The following is a 22,710-nucleotide window of genomic DNA, read 5'->3' on the forward strand; positions in this document are numbered from 1 at the left end:
ATTTCTGTCTCAAATGTCTATGTCAGTCTAAAGGTCGGTTTTTTATATTACTCTCTTACTTTTTCACCTTTGTTACTTGATCACAGTCTTGCTTATCCATTGCTGTCCCTCTTCAGCAGACTCCCAATCATTTAGAGACAAATGTCCGTCTTTCGTTATTCCAAGTACCTTTCCGTTATGAACAGAAGTAACTCTTACAGTTCCGTTATCATTTTTTGAAATGAACCAACGTTGATTATGATAGCCAAGATAATCGTATAGCTGTATTTTATTCTGGCCGGTATCATAATCAATGGCTTTGCCACCCTTGGTTCGTATGGAATACGAACCATACTCATCACCAGTCGGAACCAACGTCCAATTTGTTGCATTGTCTGCGTCCGATACAGTCACTGGCTCTCCATTCTGAGACGTAGCCGTATAAATTGCTTGGCCTGTTGCTTTGTTTGTAAAGCTTGTTACCGTTAAGTTTGCATCTGTCATTTGATTAGCATTTACATTCTGATAAGATGCTTGACCACCAAATACATTGACTCCAAAATGTCCTTCTGCAAAGGTGCCATCCTTTATATCCATGATTTTTTGTCCATCCACTGTGATTACAATGTGAGGACCTTTTGCTTCAATTTTTACCTTATACGTTTTTCCACCTTGAATAAAGGCAGGAACTCTCCCAAGCACCATTCGATCTTCAAAGCGACCGTCTATTTTGTAGAAAAGACGAAAAGCTTTCATATTCGGATCAAGATTGAAGTAATATCCGCTACTTCCGTCTTCACTAGCCCGGAACAAAATGGAGCCTGCTCCCCCTGATTCCCCTAGCATCATATCAGCTTCATACGTAAAGTCGCCAGCCTGTTCAGCAGCGACATAATTCGCATCACTTGTATACGTTCCACGAATTCCGTTTTCTGTGAGGTTCCATTTGGAAGCAGAGATATCTGACTTCCATCCAGAAAGATTCGTAAAGAATTCCCCTTCAAATACTCTCACAATAACACTTTCAGAAGTTTTTCCATTAGGGGTAAAGGCGGTAATAACCGCTTCTCCTTTGCTTCCTGCTTTTAGTACTGCTTTTGAGTTAGTAGAGGAGGCTACCGATACGACTTTCGGGTTGCTAGATTTCCACTTTATTGGTTGTGTACTCTTTCCTTTTCCAGTCTCCACGGATGAGAATAAAGTAAGTTCATCACCTTTGCTCATCTCTCTTTGTATCGTATCCATGACAATTCTTGTCGTCTTTTCATTGTCTTCCGCCCAAGTATTAGCAAGAGAATGGACTTTTAAGGAGCGTACATTCACTTCTCCGCCCTTCGTGTAGAAGCTCATGCTTCGACTGGATGGATCAGGGAAAATAACATCAGAAAAAACAACCTTCCCATCATTGGCAAATACCTCAATGGACCCATCATCTACAAAAATATTCAGTTTGATGCGCTTATTTTCTGGCTTTAAAGGTGCTTCATGTAAGATGGAAAAAGAGCTAGAGAAATCCGTCTCTCCTGATTCTGCACGATTAACAAACATTTGATTTTCCGCTGGTTTGTATCCCACAACTGTTTTTTCATCCGTACCTTCACGAACTTTGAAACCAAATTCGGTAGTTTGGCTATTAGATGGGATTTCAATTTCCACCTCTATTTCAAATGCACCTGAAGTGATCCCTTTTAGAAGATTCGAAGCATTGGTAGGATGTAGAATTTTGTTCTGTGTTTCAAATATAGTGTTTCGAATGGACTGCAGTTCCTTAATCGGAGCTTGCGCCAGTCTTATACCTCCCTCCGTATTCACTAGTCTGACTTCCCTCGGAATCGACAGCTCCCCCTTCCAACCTGTAGTTGGGAAGGCAAATGGATAATCCCAGTTTGTCATCCATGCCATCATCACACGACGGTTATCTGGCATATTAGAAAAGGACATCGATGCGTAAAACTCTTTCCCATAATCTGTTTTTAATACTTTTCCTAAGGCATTGTCATTGACGAATTTTCCATCCGCCGTTAAATGCCCGATAAAATACTCTGCATCAGAGCCTTGCGTTTTCGGATTTGCTCCCGTGCTGATCATGAGCACCCACTTTTTCTCTCCTGTCCCGTCTACCTGAAGCTCAAACAGATCGGGGCATTCCCATACACCCCCACGAACATAATCCCCATATCCAAAATTATCTGTAAGTGTCCAATCTATTAGATTGGTGGATGTAAAGAAGCGAATATGATCTCCTCCTGATACAACCATCACCCACCGATTGTTGGCCTCATCACGTACCACCTTCGGATCACGGAAGTCCCAGCCACCTGGATCCTGCCCATTCTTACCTGGATTTTCTATCACAATAGGGTTTTCCGTTGAATATTTCCATGTTCGTCCCTGATCAGTGCTATACGCTAGACCAATTCGTTGGTTGCCATTCCATCCATCCGGATTAAACGAAGTGTAGTAAGCAATCAGCCCTTTTCCACCCGTATGAGTGAATAAACCGGAAGCATTATTCGAATCCGCAATAGCTGAACCTGACCAAACATGACCGTGGTCATTCCACGGCAGTGCAATAGGAAGTCGTTTCCAATTTACCAAATCTGTACTTACAGCATGAGCCCAAGTCCCGCCATCTTGATGAAATAAATGATATTCACCTTCGTAATAGACAAGTCCATTCGGGTCACTAACAGAGCCGCGAGCTGGAGTATAATGATAATCTGGTCGATATTTTTCTTTATAATAGTTTGTTGTTGGAACAACATACACATCTTGGAAGACTGCAGACCCAGAGGTTACCATAAACCCTACCAATCCAGTTGAATAGATCGTGTCCGAAATCTCAACAGCTGCCTCTAAATATCCATCCACATACAGCTCGATTTGATCACCGTTTGCAATAACCTCTAGATGATGTTTGCTACCTTCTTGGGAAGGATAAGCACGTTCAGAGGTTTTCAGAATTGTACCATCCATCTTCTTCAATTGCGCTTTAACCGTGTTTCCTTCCTTAATAAGTGCAGCTTCATACCCTTCGGTTCCTTGTTCATTTGTTCGAAAAACGAGTGCTGCCTCCGATTGTTGATGTTCAAAAGAAACATTTCCCTCAAGAACAAAGTCACTTTCACTCGTATGAAAAACATTTTTCGCTTTTACACCATCAATAGCCATTCCTTTTAAGCCATGAACGGATGGCTCCCATGTTCCTTCCTTAACAAGAGAAGAACCTAGATTAGTAGAAAGCTCACTAACCTTTACATTTTGAAACAATGCAGAGCCATCCCATACATTCAGTCCAAGAAACCCCTTCTCATAGGTGGCATTGTTCACATCAATAATGGGCGCATATTGATTACCCCAATATACTTTGATATTGTCCTCTACCACCTTCACCTTCAGATGATAGATTCCTCCCTCTTGAAGTGTGACTGGATATTCTGCTTTTAACCTTGTTTCGTCACGTGCATCGCGGAGTCGAATCATTCCCGCATTCGGGACAATTTGGAGCATATAGGAGTCCCAACCATCTTCACTCGAACGAAAGACTAACGTCGCGTCTGCATTCATATCAATGACTTGTATATCTGCTTCATAAATAAAATCTTGAGAAGTAACTCTTGAGATAGCCATTACATTCTCATTGGGTTCTGAAGTCAGCAATAATCCCTGTTGTGTGTCTTCTAATGACCCTTTTCCTTTCACTTGCCAGCCTGTTAGATTCGTATTTGCTTGTAATCCACTTTCTAAAATGGTTGCACCCTCCTTCGATTCGGTTGCCGATCCTGCCGTAGGGCGAAAATTAAAAATTCCTGCAGAGGAAGCAAGTAGCAAAGCTACCAAAAATACAGAAGCCTTTTTTTTGAAAGTTGGTTTCATCCTTTCCCCTCTCTTATAAATAAATGAATTTTTTGCGGTTCTCATTAATCAAACCTTTCACATCGTCCTCGGTCGGTAATGCTGATATGGCTCCCACTTTCGTACAAACCAATGCACCAACGATGTTGCTGTAAGAAATCACTTTTTTTAATTGTTCAAAGTCTTCTAAAACAAGTTTAGGATCTTTAAGCTTAGATAACTGATAGAGAGTTGCTCCTACAAAAGCATCTCCCGCTCCGGTTGAATCAATGGAATTGACTTTTATGCTAGGAACCATCTCACACTTCTTTCCATTGGAGATTAGTGTTCCCTCCGCCCCTAAGGTAACGGCAAGAACTTTGGCTCCCATTTGATGCAAAGCCGCAATTCCTTCCTTTACATCGTCCAGCCCCGAGAGAATTCTTAATTCTTCCTCACTCACTTTTACAAAGTCAGCGATAGACATTCCTAGCTTTGACCACTCCTTAAAATCATCCACTCTTCCTCTCCATAGAGAGGACCTATAGTTTGGATCGAACGATAGAAATTTTCCTTTTTCCTTTGCGTCCCTCATCAGACCTATATACGTAGATCGAAATGGTTCATTTAACAGGGCAGTTGCGGAACCGAAGTGAAGAATTTGATTCTTCATGATGCTCTCTATATCCAATTCGCCCTCTGTTACAAACGCATCTGCTCCTCGGTTGAAAATAAAATCTCTTTCCCCATCTGCCTTTAAGGAAACAAATGCTTGTGTCGTTGGATAAGCTTGATCGAATAATAATAAGGACGTATCTACAAGACAATTTTCTAATGTTTGCTTTAAAAAATATCCAAACGGATCATTTCCAACCTTGCCAGAAAACTGTGCTTTTCCCCCTAACTTCACAATTGCTGCACAAACATTGGCCGGCGCACCACCTGCCTGTTTTTCGAAGTTTTTTCCGTCTATTAAGTTCACATCCACATCTGTACAGAAAAAATCAATCAGTAATTCGCCTATACAAAACACCGATGAATTGGTTGCCATTCATCATCAACCTGCCTTTTCAACATTCTCTTAGTTTCGATTCAGGCTTCCTTCATTTCTCCCAAATGGAGGAGAGCTCAGTAAGTACTAATGAAGAGATATTTGTGGTTCCATCTTTTGAAAAGATGACCATTTTGTTATATGGTTGATTCGGATAGACTAGGGTTGTGCAAACATCCTTTCCATCATTGGCAAATACCTCTACGGAAGATGTGTCTAGCCAAATTTGTAAGTGTATTTGGTTGTTCTCTGTTTTTACGATTGCTTCCTGTATCGTAGCAAATGAGTCAGAGAAATGATTGATTCCTGCATTCACCCTGTCAACCGTTAGCTTTTCGTTTTCCGCATCATACTGAATGATGACTTTTTCCTGGATCGAATTTTCAAAGATGACTCCAAACAAAGTAGAATCTCTTTTTTCAAAGGAGATATTCACTTCCATTAAGCTACTAAGCAGATCGCAATGAAATGGGTTGTTCGATTCTAGCAATACTTCCTGAATGACTTCACTCTCATTTCGTAATGCCTGAATTTCTGATACAACCTTCTGTACAACACGAACTCCCGATTCAGTAGTGGTGAGGAATAGTTCTCTAGGCAATGTCATCGCACTACGCCATCCCCCGGTTGGGAGTAAGTTTGCGTACCGCCAATTGCTCATCCAGCCAATATAAATTCTTCTACCATCTTCCTCAGGTACATCCGACCAGCTCACTCCCGCGTAGTTATCTCTTCCAAAATCAAGCCAAAGAGTCGTATCATCAGAATTTTCATTCTTGAACGTTATTCCATCAAATTGCCCAATGAAATATTGTGTCCGGGACCCTTCTGAAAAAGCTGGATTATCTCCAATGCTAACAAGCATCACCCATCTCTTATTACTTTCATCACCATCTACAGGTAGTTCGAATAAATCTGGGCATTCCCACACTCCATCATGCGAACCTGCTAGATGGCCAAATTCACTAGCAAACTCCCACTCTATTAAATTGGAAGAGGTATAAAGAGTAACTGTTTGGCCAGTTGCTAAAATCATCACCCATTTGTTGGACTCCGTATGCCAAAATACCTTCGGGTCCCGGTAATCAGTAATCTCCTCGTCTGAAAGTACAGGATTTCCTTCGTATTTTATCCATGTTCGTCCGTTATCTTTGCTGTATGCCAGGCTTTGCCGTTGTCTTGGTCTCTCGGAATCCGGATACGTATCATGGCTCGTATAAATTGCTACCAATCCTGCTTTTCCATCAAAGAAGCCCGTCGTATCCTTCCAATCGACCACAGCACTTCCAGAAAAAATCGTGCCGTGTTCATCCGGATGCAATGCAATGGGATGCTGCTCCCAATGAACCAAATCTTTACTCACTGCATGCCCCCAGTGCATTGGGCCCCAAGTAATACCAAATGGATGATGTTGATAGAACAGATGGTATTCTCCTTCAAAGAACACCATTCCATTTGGGTCATTCATCCACTTTTCTTCCGGGGAGTAATGAAATTGAGGTCGATGTTTTTCTTTATATCGTGTCTTAATCATGCTTTTTCCGCTCCTTTTCTATAAGTAGAAGAAGGCTGTAAAAGGTTACAGCCTCACTCCTATTCATCCCATTACTGATTTCTGTCATAACCTGCTTGCTTAATTTCTAGCCAATCTTGTAAGCCTAGTCGGTCAAGCTCTTTTAGGTAGCTATTCCATTCTTTTTCCACTTTTCCATTTTGAATCCACTCCGCTCGTTTTCTCATTACGAAAGCGAACATATCCGTTTCTATCGCCGATAAACGATCAAGGTCTTCAATTGAGAAGAACACTCTTGGGTAAATATTATCCGCTTGCATATGAGGAACCATTACGTCCTTCAACAAACCTAATCTCCATGCAGCATCATCTGGCTTTGTTGTTACCGTACCGTAGTACTCGTCAAGGATGGCCAACGGTCCGCCAATATTTGTCTTTTGTCTTAACTCTACTGGTGCCGTACCTTCTAAAGGTAAGTGCTTCAGCATATTTGCCGCTTCATCGTATTCAAAGATGTTCTGTTGCTTATCGTCTCCGTACGTTCCCCAGTTATTTTGTACCGATTGAATCGGATCGTATAGCTCATCAATCCACTTGGCTGTTAATTCAAGATTTTTATTTGCACTCGTAATAACCATTCTTCCACGGTCAAAGCCCATACCATTTGTTCTTGTCACGTTTACATGCCCATCTGGACCAGCAAGTGGTTTCATAACATCGTACTTATCGTTCATTCCAGTAATATTTGCCTTATCCCAAGTGAAATATAGTCCGTAGCGGTTGTCTTTCCCCTTGGCAATGTAGGTATTCCAATCTTGTTCAAATGCCTCAATATCAATTAACCCTTCTGCGTATAATTCATTTAAAAATTTGATTCCTTCCTTATACCCTTCCTCGGAAGCAGTGAAGGTAACCTTTCCATCATTTGTAACGACTGTATGATCCCAGTTCTCACCAAGGCCGAAAGATCCAAATAAGAAGGCTAAGTCTTCCCCACCAGGCTTATTAATAAATGACATCGGAATTTCATCCGCTTTTCCATTTCCATTCGGGTCCTGTGTTTTAAAAGCAATTAATACTTCTTTTAACTCTTCTGTTGTGGTTGGCATTTCTAGGCCTAATTTGTTTAGCCATTCAACGTTAATCCATGGGAGATCATCTACAGAATGAATGCTCTCTTTTTCAGAACCAAGCTCCTCAATCCAAGGGAAAGAATAGATATGACCATCTGGAGCAGTCATCATTGCTCTATACTCTGGTGCTGCCTCAAGAACCTTTTGCAAATTCGGCATATACTTCTCGATTAAGTCTTCAACCGGGACAATAGCACCATCCTTTGCTAGTTTTAAAAGATCATAGTCTCCATACCCTGCGTCAATGATGGCATCTGGTAAATCTCCGCTCGCCATCGCAAGATTTCTTTTTTCTACAAACACATCGGATGTGTAGTTTTTCCACTTGATATTGACACCTGTTTCTTCTTCCAGACGTTGATAAATTAATTTTTCATTCGGATCCTTTGGAGCTAGCGGTGAGCTTTGTGTCATAAAGCTTAGTGTGACCTTTTCTTCAAGTGGAAAGCTCACATCCTTTAAGTTATACTCTTTTGATGCGGTTTCGCTGCTCTTGTTGCTGCAGCCAGAAGCTAGTAATAAGGCCGCTAAGGTGACGGTAGCAATCTTTTTTCCATTTTTCATAAAATTGACCCTCCTAAATAATTATTTGTAAGCATTTTCATTATCCTTTATAGTTAATAGCTCATTATTTTAATGAACCGACCATAACACCTTTTTCAAAGTACTTTTGGAAAAATGGATACATCACGATAAGAGGTAGACTCGAAATGACAATTGATGAGTATTTAATCATTTCTGACAGCTTTTTCAGCTCAGCCATCGCCAACTGATCGCTAATCATTCCAGGATCTGTTGAGTTTTGGATCAAAATCGATCGTAATACGAGCTGCAATGGATGAAGGTTTGGATCATCCAAGTAAATCATTGCGTCAAAGTACGAATTCCACTGTCCTACGAAGGCATACATGGCTAAAACAAAAATAATCGGTTTGGATAGTGGCAGGACAATTTTAAAGAAGATAAGTAAATCGGAAGCCCCATCTACCTTTGCCGCTTCATGTAGCTCGTATGGAATCCCCTTGAAATACGTTCTTGCGAGAATGATATTCCACACATTGATGGCACCTGGAAGAATGATGGCCCAAATCGTATTTAACATCCCTAAATCTTTTACAAGTAGGTAGGTTGGTATCAGTCCACCACTAAAAAACATCGTGATGATAAACATCGTCATAAAGAGGTTTTTTCCGACAAATCCGTTAACTGAAAGTGGATAGGCTGCAAACAAAGACACCACGACAGTAACAACCGCAAAGCCAACCGAATACAGAACCGAATTGATGAAGCCCTTTAGCATGGCATCATTGCCTAGGATGAGCTTATAGCCTTTCAGACTCCAATCCGAGAGATTAAAAGAGATTCCTTTATTTAATAGAACGGTTGGGTCCATAAATGAGGCTAATACCACATACACTAAAGGAACCAATACGACTAATACTGCTAGGAAGAGAAAGATATTATTTAAGGTTAAGATCATTCGGTCCATCCGCGTATACTTGATATTCATTGGTTTAACTCCTTTCTGATCAATATAACCCTTCGCCTTCGTTCAGCTTCTTCACGATATAGTTCACGACAACAAGCATGATAACATTAATGACTGAGTTAAATAGCCCAACGGCAGCTGAGTAAGCATAGTCTCCTGCTTGTAAACCAACTTTGTAAACATAGGTTGGAAGAATTTCAGAGGTGGGCAGGTTCATTGATGTTTGCATCAGATACGCCTTTTCAAACCCGATTGCCATGATTCCTCCTGCACCTAATATGAACGTCACAGCCATCAATGGCTTTAATGTTGGTAAATCGATATGAATCATTCTTTGTATAATATTGGCTCCATCAAGGGTAGCGGCATTATGCAATTCTGGGTCTACATTCGCTAGAGCAGCTACATAAATAATGGAAGACCAGCCGGCCGCTTGCCAGATTCCTGATAAGATATAAATGCTTCTGAAGTAATCTGGGTCGGATAGGAACCCAATGGGCTCTCCTGTCATTATCGTGACCACCTGATTGATTGGACCTGTCGGGGATAAAAAGATAAAAAGCATCCCAACGATAACAACGACAGAGATAAAGTTTGGTGCGTACAGGACAAGCTGCACATTTTTTTTAATAGCTGCCCGTCGAACTTGATTCAACATAAGTGCAAGGATGATGGGTATTGGGAACCCAAGGATTAACCCGTAAAGACTGAGCTTCAGTGTGCTCATAAAAATGGTTCCAAAGTTTGGCGATGTCAGAAACTTTGTAAAGTTTTCAAAGCCGACCCATTCGCTCCCAAGTATTCCTTTGATCGTACTAAAATCCTTAAAGGCAATGATCGCACCATACATTGGAATATATTTAAAAACGATAGTGAGAATAATAGCGGGTGCAATTAACAAATAGAGAAAATAATTTTCTCGGATATAACGTAATTTCTTACTTAGTTTCGTTACCCTTTTCTCTTCCTGAACCGGGAGTGCAGCGTCTTTGCCTGCTTCAGCTTTTAATAGTTCCTGCATTTCATAACCTCCAATCTAGTTTTCTACTAAAGAGCCAATAAAGTAAGGGGTTACATTTTCTTTTGATTATGACTTCCACCAGAACCCTAGCTCTCTTTCTTGTTTTAACTATAACAGGATGTTGAAAGACAATATTTTGAGTTCTTCGGAATTGGATGTTTAAAATTTTCGGCACATGGAATCGTTTCCAAAAACAAAAAAATCCCCTAGCCATTTAGCTAGAGGATCCATCCTTTATGGTTTCTGAAATTCCTGTATCCCTGCATTAATCTTGTCGACTGCCTCTTTGGCGGAGATATGAACATCCTTCCCTCCGAGACCAATGTCTTCAAATAAAACCCGGATGGCATTACTCACCACAGGATAGGCAGGAGTAACTGGACGGTTTTGCGAGTGCCTAAGCGTTTGCTCGACAAAAATATTTAATGGATACTGATTAAGTTCCGGGATATCTTTTACTACGGAGTATCTTGCCGGCAGATCACTTGTAATCGTGACATATTTCTTCATTCCCTCATATCCAGTCACGTACTTAATAAACTTCCATGCTTCGTTCGGATATTTGGATTGCGATGAAATTCCTAGCGCCCACCCCCCATTTGGAGACACTTGGTACATCCCTTTCGGTAAAGGAGCTACTCCAAAATCCTCTCCAAGAGTAAAATTTGAATTTCTTTCAAAGTCCTTAAGTGTCCACGATCCTAATAATGTCATCGCGAGCTTTCCTTTTATAAAGTCATCTGTTCCCATTTCCACTGAAGCGACCCCTTGCTTGTGATAGAAATCCTGGAATAATTGCAGAGCCTCTATTGCCTTCTCTGAATCCAAATATCCACTTGCTGTTGTTGAATCAGGACTCAACACATCGGCTCCAAACTGCCACAAGAACGGCATTTTAAAATAGGCAGGTGCTTCTCCTTCTCCAAATCCTTGGCCAGGATCAATGCCAATGATTCCTTTTTCCACATTTGTTACTTTTTTGGCAATCTCAATCACTTCGTCCCAAGTTAATGGTTCATTTGGATTGGATGATGGGAAAGGAACACCTGCATCTTTCAGAACATGCTTATTATAAAATAGAGCAATACTCGATTCTGCAATTGGAGCAAGATAGATTTGGTCATTATAACTTAGCCCTCTTAAAGTGGACGTTGGGAAGTCCTCAATACTCCCCTCGCTTTTCATAAAATGATCAATAGATAGGAGTGATCCAGCATTGGCATAAAGAGCGAGTGTTGGACTATCTATTGCCATTATGTCTGGAGGAGTGCCTGTTGCGATTTCTGTCCGGAGTCTCACTTCATAGTCGCTGTAAGGAATGGTTTTCATCTGAATTTTGATATCCGGATTCGCCTTTTCAAATGATGCAACTAACTCTTCATAAGCTTTATTTTCTGCATCATTTCCTCTATTTCTCCAAAACGTTAGCTGGTTTTTTTGTATAACCTTTGGTTGTGTCTCTGCATCTTCTTTTCTATCTGGTTGAAAGAGGGAAAGAACCACTACCAACAGGCCAAGAAATATAACGAAAGATAGAATGAAAGCCATCCGTTTTTGCATCTGTTCATATCCTTCCTAGTTTTTCTTTGTATGACTGACGAAAATCCACAGGTGTTTGCTGAAAATGCTTTTTAAAAACCGTACTAAAATATCCGGAGTTCGAATAACCAACCAAATTAGCAACATCAATGATCTTAAGCTGCTTGTCCTTCAAGAAATCCTTTGCTTTTTCCATTCGTACATTCAAGAGATAATCGCTAAAATTTTGTCCCACTTGATTTTTAAAGGTTTCTGACAAATGGGCACTATTAATATGAAACATTTCTGATAGAAAGGTAAGAGAGATTTCATTGGCATAATGCTGATCCAAGTACTGGCGGACACCCTCAATAATTAATTTTCCATTAGAAAAGCGGGCCGTTCTTACTTTTTCAATAATCAGTTGCCCTAACTCCATAAGTTGTTCAATCACTTTAGAGAAGGAGTTTAATTCCCAAATACTTTGCTGGCAACTCCACATCATGCTCTGAACGTCCCTTGTTTCCATATCATATTTACGGGCAGCTGATCCTAATAAAAATAACACCCGGTTGGAGAGGAAGGAGAAGGCCATAATGGACTGAGCTTCATTTCTTCCTAAAAGAGTTTCAATATTTTCCTTAAACAATCTGAAATTGGCCGTTTCGACCGCATTGACCAATTTCCTTTCCATATCTGACGAAAATTCAAAATCGCCTTCCTCTAAATGGGATGCATCCATAATCTGTGAACGAGAACCTAATTGACTCTTACTCCAAGCTAGTAAACTAGAAATATAGCCATTTTTCAGATTAGCTACTCCCTTTACCACACTGCCCAAGCCAATCACTGTCTCTAAATGAAGTAGATTTTGTACATTCTTCTGAATATCTTTGACCAGACTAGAACGCGTATCCTGTTCTTTGTCTACAACCTGTAAAAAATGAATCATATTCGCATAACTAGGATCATAAAACGGATACAGTCCCTTTTCACCATGTGCGATTTCTTTACACATCATGTGAAACGGGAGCCATAGTTCTTTTAAACGATAGACTTGCTCGTTTTTATCCCTGATTTCAACTGTTATAAAACGGAATTCTTTACTTTCACTTGCCATGTCTTCCAAATGAAGTTGTCGAAGTCTTTCTTTAACCATAGATGACTCGGTCCACTCTTCCTTCACTAAATAAAGTAAATATTGTTCTTGCACTTCTTGGAGGTGGGTCATGGCGAGATGTCTCATTTTGGCTGCTTCCGACTGCTTTTTCTTCTCTTCTTCCGTTTCTTTACGAATTTTTCGTAATGTTTCTTCTAGCTCATCTGGAGCAACTGGTTTTAATAAATAATCCTTTACTCCCTGCTGCATGGAACCTCTGACGTATTCAAAATCAGAGTATCCTGATAGCACGATCACTTTCACCTGTGGAAATTCTTCAAAGCAGCGTTGAGCAAATTCAAGACCATCCATAATAGGCATTCTCATATCAGTGATGACAAGGTCTGTTTTCATCGTTCGTAACCATTCTAATGCTTCTTTTCCATTGGATGCTTCTCCAACAATTTCAAACCCTTCTTCCTCCCAATCAATCTTCATCCGAAGCCCCATACGCACTTGCTTTTCGTCATCCGTGATGAGTACCTTCAACATTTCGGGTCACCTCCACTATACTTAATACGCAGCTGGATTTTTGTCCCTATCCCTTTGGTAGAATCAATTTGGTAAGAAAAGTCCTCCCCGTAATAAAGCTGTAAACGACCGAGTACATTTCTGAGACCAATACTCGTTCCCTTACTTTGAAGGACACTTGTTGATTCCTGTGCATCCTCCTGATGAAGGAGATCTACTAACATATCATCCGACATTCCCACACCTTTATCTTCAACCATTAATATCAATTGGTTATCAATCATTTTTGTTTGGATGAAGATATCAGCATAACTTTTCTCACTAAAGCTATATTTTACTGCATTTTCCACTAGTGGCTGGAGGATAAATTTAATGATTGGGAAGTGTTTAGCAAAGTTATCTTCATCAATCGTGATAGAAATGTTGTCAACATATCTCATTTTTAAAATATTAGTATAGCTGCGAATATAGCTCAATTCTTCCCCTAAAGTGACCATATCATTTTGAGTATTTAAGGAGTATCTCATCATTCGTCCTAAATAAACGCTAACATTCATTACTTCTCTATTTTTCCCTTGGGCAGCCAAGCCACCAATGATTTCAAGTGTATTATTCATAAAATGAGGATTAATCTGTAGCAACAAGGCTTTGTATTCTGCATCTTTCCTCCGAATATTCGCCTCATATTCGGTCTCTATTCTATTTTTCAGCTGATCGACTGTATGTCCAAAAACATTTACTAGATAACCAACTTCATTGTTTTGAGATTCAATCGTTGGCATAAACCGCTTAGCACCGGCAAAATCTCCTCTTTCAATAAATCCCATTGCTTTTGCCAGCTTCCCTAATGGGCTTACAATATTGGACGCGAGCATATACGAGGCCAAAATGGTAAGTAAGAAAACGAATCCACTAATCGTAAGCATGCGATGGCGCAAATCATTTGCCTTTGAAAATAAGTCTGACTCCGTTACTTCACTCAATAAAATCCAACTGCCAACAGATAATTTTTGATAAAACACGAAGTACGTTTCGTTGTTCAACTTTACTTCTATCAATCCGTTATTCTCTTTACTATTGTTGATTTTCGTAAGGCTCGTTGATAGCACCTGTTTCGGAGTATGAATCTCCCCTGTTAAGACATTTTCTCCTCTTTTGTTCAACAAGTAGGCATGGCCCTTTTGTCCAATCTTGTTTTTATTTAAAGCCGTCGCAAGCAATTCGGTTGGAAAATTCACCTTTATGATTCCATAGGATGCTAGTGTATTCATATCTATCAATGGTGATATATAACTATTAATATTCCCTGGTGTGGGCTGATAAGGATCCGTATGTGAAGTGATAAACGAACTCCCATCCCCTTTATACTCCTTATACCAATTTTCTTGCTTTAATAGTGGGTTATTTCCCCATGCACCTGTGCCATCATTAAGCATGACCCCGATGGACATCCCATGTGAGTTATTAACCGTCATTGAAGCAAGAAGACTCTTCATTTGATTCCTGATTAATAACCTCTGGTTTTTCGTCACATCCGATGAAACCTTATCTGTCTTCATCCACTGCAATGTCGTTGGATTAACAAGTATTTGTTTTCCTAAATCCTCCGCCTGCGTGGTAATCGATTGTATATACAACGAATATTGATCCATCATCTCCACAGTTAAATCCTGGGTCTGTTCTTCAATCACAGAAGAAAACCAACTTGGAACCAAGAAGGAGAAGACGACAAACGGAATCGTTAACAAACAGGTGAAAACCAAAAATAGACGATTACGTAATGAAAAAAACATTTCCCACCTCCTCATGTAAGAAACCCCTTACAAGAACTTGTTATACCCAATTTAGCATATCGAGTTATTTTGGAACATAGAAACTTAAAAAGTAAAAGACCTCCGTATCACACACGGAAGCCTTTTTCAACAGCTTATCAACGAATCAATGATGATGATCGTGACCTTCTTCTTTTTCCTGAACATCTTTTTGTAAATATTCTAGCTCACTGTTAGAAAGTTCGCCAACTACAACCTGGATTTGGGGCATGATGATTGATCCATCATTACTTGCATGGATTTTCAAATAATAAAGTCCATCGCTATCGAACTTTTTGGTAGTACCATATATTCCTGCTTCCAGTTTAATAGGTTGTTCACTAGTAGCGTGTAGAAAGTCATCATGTTTCCAAAATTCAAATTCCAACGAATCTACCTCTTCCACCCTTTTTCCATCTTGAGTAAGAATGACCTTTAATGGTACTTGTTCCCTGCTGCTTATGCTCTCGGGTAGAGTCACTTCTGCATGAAGGGGCTTTTCCTGTAGGTATAACTCAGCCACATCCTCCTTGAGGGAACATCCACCTAAGAACAAAACTATTATTGCTAAACAAAATAAATTTTTCATTAAATAGTTCCCCCTTTTATGCTGATAAAAATCTCTTTAAGAATGGGATTCGTTGTATCAATAACATATCCATAAGAAAAATGATGATTAGGGACAAACCAACCAAAGGAAACAGAATCCCCAAACCTACTAAAACAACTAAAAATAGCTTCATGTTTTTGATGCTAGTCGATTTCGGTGCACCCATACTTTTTTTCGGCTTGCGCTTTATCCATAAGTAAAAACCACTTAAGGCAACAAGAATCATTCCTAAGCAAATAAAAAAACTAACTAACTGATTGATTAACCCAAATTGTGTCCCTTTATGCAAAGTAATCCCTAATGCAATAACTTGTCCCATGAAACCATAATGATCAAAGCGATAGTCCGTTAACACGGCACCCGTATATTGGTCAATATGCATGGTGATCTCGTCTTCAGCTTTTGGCGTAAAAGCTGATAATGTATAAACACCTGTTGGTTCTCTTGGAATAAATACGGTATAACTTGGATGGACCCCTTCACGTTTTGCAATCTGAACTACATCATCAACCGATAGGGGGATGAAACCTTGTATCTCTGAAGCAGGTACATCTAGTTTTTCAGCTGCCCAAGGAACCTCGGCAATATCTTTTGTTACGGTTGAGACAGGTGCGTTGCCTACCCAAACAGAAGGTGGATAGCCTGCTCCAGTGTTGGTAACGATTGTTTGAAAATTATTCCCCCAAAACCCTGACCACGGTAACCCTGTCATTACTAAAAATATCATTCCTGCCGTTATCCAAAATGCTGGAACAACATGCAGATCTCTTGCTAGAATACTTTTTCCTTTATTCCATCGCAAAAAAAGGATACCAGCCATGTTCGGCTTTTTCCTTGGAAACCATAAATATAGACCAGTAACCAGTAACACGATGGTCCAGCAAGCAGCTAACTCTACTATTCTATCTCCTAGTGTTCCTATCATTAATTCGCCATGGATTTCCTCTATTTTATCCATGATTCGATCATTATCATTTAACTTACCCATTGATGTTCCAGTGTATGGATCAATAAAGACCGTAAGAGATTCTTCCTGTAAAGTGAGGCTCACCTCACTCGAACGTGTCTCATTTTCTCCCGGCCGATATTTAGTAATCACTGCATCAGGGTATAGCCTTTTTACTTCTTCTATTTGTTGCGATGCTGGTATTTTTTCACCTAGTGGAGTAACCTCGTATAAATCTTGATACAGCACTTGTTCTATTTGTGGCTTAAATAAATAGATAGAACCTGTAACAGCTAAGATGATTAAAAAAGGTGCCACTATGATTCCAGCATAAAAATGCCACCTCCACACGGTTCGATAAAGAGATGATTTCTTTTGTGTGTCTGATTTAGATGTAGTGTTTAAATCCGTATTCACTAATATTTCTCCTTTTAATACAATGTCAGATTCAATAACGTAACCTAGTTTACTGTTCAATTGTGATATAAGTATGAAGTTTATAATGAAAATGCAAAAAAAGTGTCGAGCATAGCCTTAACATAAAAAGGAAAAGGACATGAATCCTCCTAGATCCATGTCCATTTTCTCCTATAAAAGCCCTACCATTTTTAGTCCGTGTAGTATTCCATTTTCTTCAACAGACTTTGTAACAAATTGGGCTACTTCCTTTACCTTATCTTCTGCATTTCCCATGGCAACACTGTTTTTCACTGTGGAGAGCATCTCCAAGTCATTCAACCCGTCACCAAAGGCATATTGGCTTTCTGGTGGAAAACCTAGTGCATCTACGATTTTTTGTATCCCCTTCGCTTTTGATCCACCCTTTGGCACGATGTCTAGGGAAACAGGATGCCATCGGACAAAATCAAACGCATCATATTGCTCAGCGTATTGCTTTTCCTCCCCTTCTTCACAAAAAAGAAGGGTTTGATACAATTCACGCCCTTTGTAATAATGAGGATCATGCGTAGGGAAACGATTAATTTTTAACGTATCAATACTTTGTTTGATATAATCATGCTCTGGAACATTGGCTCTCATATCTTCATGATCCATAAACACAACTGGATGATCGTTCTCAAGTGCAGCAGCCGTTAATTTCACAAGTGAATCAATCTGTAATGGATTGGTATATAAGACCTTTCCATTTAACACGGTATACTGACCGTTATAGCTAACATATGTATTAATTTCTAACTCTTTCCTCAGTTCTTCAAACATAAAAGGGGCTCTTCCTGTAGCGATTGCCACCTCATGACCAAGTTCCTTTAATGTGAAAATCGCCTCTTTGGTTGTGGTGGGTAATTCTTTGTTATGGGTAAGTAGAGTTCCATCTATATCAAAAAAAATCACACTTCGATTCGTCATTTTCTCTCCAACTTTCATGTAGATTCTAAATACTTAATCATTGTTCTATTTTATCAGTTTGTCATGTTTTTATAAAAAATAATTAAGTAATTATGCTTTTTGAGATTTAAGATTATTTAGATGCTCGCTTTTTACTTATATCCTAGTCAGAATACAAGGTTTTTCATAGAAAGGGAAATTCCCCCACTTTATAAGGAGGAGGAAAATGGAAAAGACCCTAATATCCTTATCATACAGGAGGTTAAGGTCTAATAAATATTATGTTACCTTTCTATCTTAAGTGCTTATCTAGAAAATCTAAAACCTTGTTAATATTATTCGGGTCATCAAACTTCGGACCTCCATGACCTGCATCATCCAAAAGCTCGAGATACACTTTATCTGGTCCAAGAACGGATTCTAATTTATCAGCAAAGTGTACAGATTGCAGTCTTGGAATAATGTCATCAATCCACCCATGTTGGATAAAGATTGGAGGGCAATCCGGTGTGATAAAGTTTTCAGGATTATGCTTGGCAACAAGGTCTGGAATAAGTGTAATCTGCTGGCCCATTAGCTTTGATTCAAAGGAATCTGAGGAATTATGTATTTGTCCTTCAATGCCTATTTCTTCAAACTGCTGATCCATGGTTAGAAAGTTAATCGGCCCAAACCAATCTACCGCTGCCTGAACTTTATCAGAAACATCTACGTTCCCTAGAAGTGGATTCTTAAACTCCACAACATCACCGGAAGTAGCACACATAGCAGACAAAGCCCCCCCAGCCGATCCTCCCCAAGTAGCAATTCTCTCAGGATTCAGAGAATACTCAAATGCATTGGCTCTAATAAAACGTATAGCCGCCTTTACATCTTCAACATCAGCAGGAAAAGTTGCTTCCCCACTTAAACGGTAATTAACTGCTACCACCGCATAGTTTCTTTCGAGTGCATGCAATGTAGACACAGTATCAGGCCCCCGGCTGTCTCCAAATGCAAAAGCCCCTCCATGAATAACGATAATGACTGGAAAGGGACCATCTCCCTCTGGTAAGTAGATATCTAGTTTTTGTGTAGGGGAAAGATCAGCATAAGGAACATCAAGAATTTTCCTTTTATAGTAATCAGTATTTACTACTCGTAATACCCGTCCGTTTTTCTTAATTTCATAGCTTGGTTTGATTAGGTCCATCTTTATCCCACCTTTAAGAAGTTACTTATTTCTTTACCCTCGAAACCGTCATCCCATCACCGATTGGGATAAGCACGGATTCTAATTGAGGATTATTCGCTACCATTTCATTAAATTCCTTCATGAATTCTGTATATCGTTTCGGTGCCACCGCATCATCGGCCACACTACCACCCGCTAGAACATTATCAATAACGATTAATGCACTTGGTTCCGCTAATGTAATGCAATGGTTTAAGTAATTTCCATAGTTTTCTTTATCAGCATCAATAAAGAAAAAATCAAACTTCTGATTCTTACTAACAAGTGTTTCAAGACTTTGTAAGGCTGGCCCTGTTAGATAGGAAACCTGCTTAGCGAAGCCTGCTTTCAATAGATTACTATACGCAAGTTCTGCATATTTCTCCTCAAGTTCAAGTGAAGTTAATGTTCCATCACTCCCAAAACCTCTTGCTAGGCATATTCCACTATATCCACCAAGTGCTCCAATTTCGAGTACATTTTTAGCCCCGGAAATTTTTATAAGCATCGATAGTAGTTTTCCAGAGGAAGGAGATACTGACATAGACCGCATCCCGTTTTCTCTGATAGAAAAAAGAACTGCCTCTAACAGTTCATCGTGATTAGAAAATAACGAATCGATATAATGGTTAATTTGTTTCATTGGGTTCATCACCATCAACTAAGGACTCCTTACTTTTCAATGCAGATGCTTCTTCGTTCATCTTCTCAAATGGGAGGTCCATTGTTTCTCCCTCATGTAATTCAAATAATTGAATAAACTCATTTTTAACCATATCAATTGCTTTTAATTCACCGAGTAAGATCTGGTTAATTGATTGAAACTCAGGTTCTTCTAACTGTTGCTTAATCGTTGCACGCTTAAGGTTTAACATTTCCAAGAATGCAATTGCTCTCCCTCGGCGAAAAGTTTTTGCACCACCACGTTGGTGGGTAGCATGCTCCCTTCCTCTATGGCGCTCACCACGGTGATGTCCCTCTTTTTTAAAATCCTTAAATTTTTCTTCTCTCAATGTAAAGCTCCTTTCCTTTGTATACATTTGTATACAAGTTGTAATATCTCATATTGTATACAAATGTATACATTATGTCAAATCAATAAAAAAAAGCTTCTGTTTATAACAGAAGGCTTTTAATTTGGGAAAATATATTGTTCTATAATACATTTGAATGCTTTTATTTTATTTTTTAAATTTTAACATCTTACATATTTACGTTTGAAACCAAGTCTCCCTCTCACAATTTCCTTTTGAATACTTTCGTAAGCATTGAGAAAACTACTTTTTTTGTTATCCCGTTTGACTTCTACTATACCTACTTCCTTTGAAATCTCCACTGCTTTTTCATGGAGCGGCAAATAGGAAATCCCCACGGTGTATAGGAAATTATTCATAGCGGCTTTGGTTCGTTCTGGGGAATCATGAATCGAGTTTTTCACAAGATCAAGCATACTGGCAAGCTTGCCTACAGAAAACTCTTTGTCTTTCCGGTTCCCTAAAAGCCAGCAGTAACAACTCCATCCGGCTGACATTCTCAACTCATCACTGCTTGCAATCCATTTATCAGCAACGTCTTGTGCAATATCTGACTCTGATAAAGTTACTGCAACTACATAATCGGACAGCATATAAAAGTACGCCCCATCCATCCAACGATCGAAATCCGATTCAGTCATGGCTTTTGGGTCTGCAATAATGCCTGCAAAATACATTGCATCGTAGTTGCCTGTGGCATAAAGGTCTTCAGCCAAAGGTTGATTTATTTTTATTTTCTTTGCGATTGGCTTCATAGCACCTGTAGCCACGCCAAAAACTGGCTCGTGCGCACCATTGGATATGTACATTTTTTTCGTTCGTTCCTTACCGAGGTCTGCAAGCTCCTGCATAACTGTTTCGAAATCCATGTTTTTAGCACATCCTTTTTAATATTACTCACATAATTGTAATCAAGTCTATCACTAGTATATACTATGCTAAAAGCAAAAAAATGGATGATACCCGAAGATATCATCACATAAAATAAGTATTTATTAATATTCTGTTTTGGTTTTGGTGACTTTAACCTTAGTGCCTGGATAATAGTGGCCTAAAATTTCTTTATAGGTTTTCCCCTTTTCTGCCATTTCGTTTGCACCCCATTGACTCATACCAACACCATGACCATTACCATTACCACTTACTTTATAAGAAGTAGAGTTCATTTCAAACGAACTTATTAAATAACTTCTAAAGTGTGCTCCACCTATCATCGGTCGTATTTTTTTTAATTCAACATGTTCTAATGAGGCTCTTTCGAATAAAATGGTGCCATCGATCAGTCTTCTCATAAACTCAATTTGGATCGACCCTCTTACTGATCTTTGTGATCCATTTTTATCTTTATCGATTGCAAAAAAAGGAATACTTAAAATTTTTATTTCCCCTTCATACCCATTCCGATTAAGCCATTTATTAATAGAAATTGCGATTGTTCTATCTTTCTCCCTTAATTCATCCCAATCCTTTGTTCTGATTTCATCCATATCTATTTGTGTTTTTAATAATGTAAATTCCCAAGGTTGAATGGGATCATAAGGATCCTGTTTGATTGGGAAATATGGGCTTGGTTTGCCACCCCATACATTTTTATTACTTTCTGTTATCCCACCATTACTCGCAGAATAAAAAGCACTTATAGGTTTATCTTGAAACGTAATTATTTCCCCTTTGGTATCAATTACTGCCCTCTTTGTTTTATCGAATTCATTGTACCCTCCGTAGACTTGATATTGAATAGTGTCATCAAGTTGGGGACTTTTATGGGTGATTGTGTAAGTACGAGCAGCTAACGTTTGTGCTTTTAAGGCCTCTAGATTCCATTCAGGAAACACTTCAAATGGGACAACACCCTTTAAGTAATCCTCTAGTAGCACTTGATTAACGGGTCTAATGTATTTTTCTTCTTCTATATTGAACTCTATCGCACCCATATAAGGCCTTCCATCAATGTAAATTAGATGTTTTTCATCATAAACGTCTGGATATAAAATAAACGGACTATCTATCTCCATTTTTGACCCGCTACAAGTAAGAAGCATTTTCTCACCTTTAAACGAAAGGATATATTCATCTCCTTCATTTAACATCAATGCGGGTTCTAACGTTGAATAAGCACCTTTAATGTGAAGTGATAATTTAGAGGTGTCTCCAATATAGTTCCTTAACTTGACGGTGACCATCTCTTCCGCTTCTACTTCACTAGCGAACGAGAGTAAGAAAAAGGAGGAGATCATAAAAATTAAAGTTTTCATACTCCTATTATTTATAATGTATTTATTGATTATTCCTAAAGTTCTTAACGAATTAGAGAGCATAAAAAAAACGCTAATTAGCGTTTTTTGTCTTTTTTACGCGCCTTAGAGGATTCGAACCTCTGACCGTACGCTTAGAAGGCGTATGCTCTATCCAGCTGAGCTAAAGGCGCATTATAAATTAACGGAGAATAGGTAATTCACCAAATAAAAAAATGGCTCCGCAGGTAGGACTCGAACCTACGACCGTTCGGTTAACAGCCGAATGCTCTACCACTGAGCTACTGCGGAACATTAATATGTTATTTTGCTATCGCAAAATATTC

The 22,710-nt window shown here is 39.2% G+C and carries 17 protein-coding genes and 2 tRNA genes; all 19 read right to left on the reverse strand.

Annotated elements, in window-relative coordinates:
• Positions 1-72: 72 nt before the first annotated feature.
• A complete protein-coding gene (locus BKO01S_RS21825) occupies positions 73-3,855 on the reverse strand; it encodes a GH32 C-terminal domain-containing protein (RefSeq protein WP_066059671.1) in 3,783 nt (1,260 codons plus the stop codon).
• Between the two features lie 13 nt (positions 3,856-3,868).
• Entirely contained in the window at positions 3,869-4,864 is a 996-nt protein-coding gene (locus tag BKO01S_RS21830; protein WP_066059644.1) for a carbohydrate kinase family protein, read from the reverse strand.
• Positions 4,865-4,916: 52 nt separating this feature from the next.
• Entirely contained in the window at positions 4,917-6,398 is a 1,482-nt protein-coding gene (locus BKO01S_RS21835) for a glycoside hydrolase family 32 protein (protein ID WP_066059645.1), read from the reverse strand.
• 71 nt (positions 6,399-6,469) lie between these two features.
• Positions 6,470-8,074: an ABC transporter substrate-binding protein gene (locus tag BKO01S_RS21840; RefSeq protein ID WP_066059648.1), complete on the reverse strand. Its 1,605-nt coding sequence runs from the start codon at positions 8,072-8,074 to the stop codon at positions 6,470-6,472.
• 64 nt (positions 8,075-8,138) lie between these two features.
• Positions 8,139-9,020 (reverse strand): carbohydrate ABC transporter permease, encoded by an 882-nt coding sequence (locus tag BKO01S_RS21845; RefSeq protein ID WP_066059650.1) that lies wholly within the window; start codon positions 9,018-9,020, stop codon positions 8,139-8,141.
• A gap of 19 nt (positions 9,021-9,039) precedes the next feature.
• On the reverse strand, positions 9,040-10,020 hold the full coding sequence (locus BKO01S_RS21850) for an ABC transporter permease (protein ID WP_066059652.1): 981 nt from the start codon (positions 10,018-10,020) through the stop codon (positions 9,040-9,042).
• 234 nt (positions 10,021-10,254) lie between these two features.
• The gene (locus BKO01S_RS21855) at positions 10,255-11,580 is read right to left on the reverse strand and encodes an ABC transporter substrate-binding protein (RefSeq protein ID WP_066059653.1); all 1,326 of its coding nucleotides are present in this window, start codon (positions 11,578-11,580) and stop codon (positions 10,255-10,257) included.
• Positions 11,581-11,584: 4 nt separating this feature from the next.
• Positions 11,585-13,189, reverse strand: a complete 1,605-nt coding sequence (locus tag BKO01S_RS21860) for a response regulator transcription factor (protein WP_232311296.1) — start codon at positions 13,187-13,189, stop codon at positions 11,585-11,587.
• Positions 13,183-14,961 (reverse strand): cache domain-containing sensor histidine kinase, encoded by a 1,779-nt coding sequence (locus tag BKO01S_RS21865; RefSeq protein ID WP_066059654.1) that lies wholly within the window; start codon positions 14,959-14,961, stop codon positions 13,183-13,185. Before BKO01S_RS21865 ends, BKO01S_RS21860 begins: the two co-directional genes overlap by 7 nt.
• 145 nt (positions 14,962-15,106) lie before the next feature.
• Positions 15,107-15,568 (reverse strand): FixH family protein, encoded by a 462-nt coding sequence (locus BKO01S_RS21870; protein ID WP_066059655.1) that lies wholly within the window; start codon positions 15,566-15,568, stop codon positions 15,107-15,109.
• Positions 15,569-15,584: 16 nt separating this feature from the next.
• Positions 15,585-16,952 carry a PepSY-associated TM helix domain-containing protein gene (locus BKO01S_RS21875; RefSeq protein WP_066059657.1) on the reverse strand — a complete coding sequence of 456 codons (1,368 nt, stop codon included), beginning with the start codon at positions 16,950-16,952 and terminating at the stop codon, positions 15,585-15,587.
• Between the two features lie 171 nt (positions 16,953-17,123).
• Entirely contained in the window at positions 17,124-17,903 is a 780-nt protein-coding gene (locus BKO01S_RS21880; protein ID WP_066059659.1) for a Cof-type HAD-IIB family hydrolase, read from the reverse strand.
• Positions 17,904-18,174: 271 nt separating this feature from the next.
• A complete protein-coding gene (locus tag BKO01S_RS21885; RefSeq protein WP_084362183.1) occupies positions 18,175-19,074 on the reverse strand; it encodes an alpha/beta hydrolase in 900 nt (299 codons plus the stop codon).
• Between the two features lie 25 nt (positions 19,075-19,099).
• A complete protein-coding gene (locus tag BKO01S_RS21890) occupies positions 19,100-19,738 on the reverse strand; it encodes an O-methyltransferase (protein ID WP_066059676.1) in 639 nt (212 codons plus the stop codon).
• Positions 19,725-20,108, reverse strand: a complete 384-nt coding sequence (locus BKO01S_RS21895; protein WP_066059661.1) for a hypothetical protein — start codon at positions 20,106-20,108, stop codon at positions 19,725-19,727. The genes BKO01S_RS21890 and BKO01S_RS21895 overlap by 14 nt, the downstream gene beginning before the upstream one ends.
• A 182-nt stretch (positions 20,109-20,290) precedes the next feature.
• Positions 20,291-20,998: a DNA alkylation repair protein gene (locus tag BKO01S_RS21900; protein WP_066059663.1), complete on the reverse strand. Its 708-nt coding sequence runs from the start codon at positions 20,996-20,998 to the stop codon at positions 20,291-20,293.
• A gap of 126 nt (positions 20,999-21,124) precedes the next feature.
• Positions 21,125-22,384, reverse strand: coding sequence for a SpoIID/LytB domain-containing protein (locus BKO01S_RS21905; protein ID WP_066059665.1), 1,260 nt, complete (start codon positions 22,382-22,384; stop codon positions 21,125-21,127).
• 99 nt (positions 22,385-22,483) lie between these two features.
• Positions 22,484-22,557, reverse strand: a tRNA-Arg gene (locus tag BKO01S_RS21910).
• 43 nt (positions 22,558-22,600) lie between these two features.
• Positions 22,601-22,675: transfer RNA gene (locus tag BKO01S_RS21915), tRNA-Asn, on the reverse strand.
• Positions 22,676-22,710 lie beyond the last annotated feature (35 nt).

It is taken from the genome of Robertmurraya korlensis NBRC 107688 (genome assembly GCF_001591645.1).
Taxonomy (GTDB): Bacteria; Bacillota; Bacilli; order Bacillales; family Cytobacillaceae; genus Robertmurraya_A.

What these genes read in the sequence shown, in the direction of transcription:
- BKO01S_RS21870 (WP_066059655.1), bottom strand. Translation starts at nt 15,568, where the DNA reads ATGAAAAATTTATTTTGTTTAGCAATAATAGTTTTGTTCTTAGGTGGA.
- BKO01S_RS21830 (WP_066059644.1), bottom strand. Translation starts at nt 4,864, where the DNA reads ATGGCAACCAATTCATCGGTGTTTTGTATAGGCGAATTACTGATTGAT.
- BKO01S_RS21855 (WP_066059653.1), bottom strand. Translation starts at nt 11,580, where the DNA reads ATGCAAAAACGGATGGCTTTCATTCTATCTTTCGTTATATTTCTTGGC.
- BKO01S_RS21840 (WP_066059648.1), bottom strand. Translation starts at nt 8,074, where the DNA reads ATGAAAAATGGAAAAAAGATTGCTACCGTCACCTTAGCGGCCTTATTA.
- BKO01S_RS21890 (WP_066059676.1), bottom strand. Translation starts at nt 19,738, where the DNA reads ATGAAACAAATTAACCATTATATCGATTCGTTATTTTCTAATCACGAT.
- BKO01S_RS21885 (WP_084362183.1), bottom strand. Translation starts at nt 19,074, where the DNA reads ATGGACCTAATCAAACCAAGCTATGAAATTAAGAAAAACGGACGGGTA.
- BKO01S_RS21860 (WP_232311296.1), bottom strand. Translation starts at nt 13,189, where the DNA reads ATGTTGAAGGTACTCATCACGGATGACGAAAAGCAAGTGCGTATGGGG.
- BKO01S_RS21905 (WP_066059665.1), bottom strand. Translation starts at nt 22,384, where the DNA reads ATGAAAACTTTAATTTTTATGATCTCCTCCTTTTTCTTACTCTCGTTC.
- BKO01S_RS21850 (WP_066059652.1), bottom strand. Translation starts at nt 10,020, where the DNA reads ATGCAGGAACTATTAAAAGCTGAAGCAGGCAAAGACGCTGCACTCCCG.
- BKO01S_RS21835 (WP_066059645.1), bottom strand. Translation starts at nt 6,398, where the DNA reads ATGATTAAGACACGATATAAAGAAAAACATCGACCTCAATTTCATTAC.
- BKO01S_RS21900 (WP_066059663.1), bottom strand. Translation starts at nt 20,998, where the DNA reads ATGGATTTCGAAACAGTTATGCAGGAGCTTGCAGACCTCGGTAAGGAA.
- BKO01S_RS21865 (WP_066059654.1), bottom strand. Translation starts at nt 14,961, where the DNA reads ATGTTTTTTTCATTACGTAATCGTCTATTTTTGGTTTTCACCTGTTTG.
- BKO01S_RS21825 (WP_066059671.1), bottom strand. Translation starts at nt 3,855, where the DNA reads ATGAAACCAACTTTCAAAAAAAAGGCTTCTGTATTTTTGGTAGCTTTG.
- BKO01S_RS21880 (WP_066059659.1), bottom strand. Translation starts at nt 17,903, where the DNA reads ATGACGAATCGAAGTGTGATTTTTTTTGATATAGATGGAACTCTACTT.
- BKO01S_RS21845 (WP_066059650.1), bottom strand. Translation starts at nt 9,020, where the DNA reads ATGAATATCAAGTATACGCGGATGGACCGAATGATCTTAACCTTAAAT.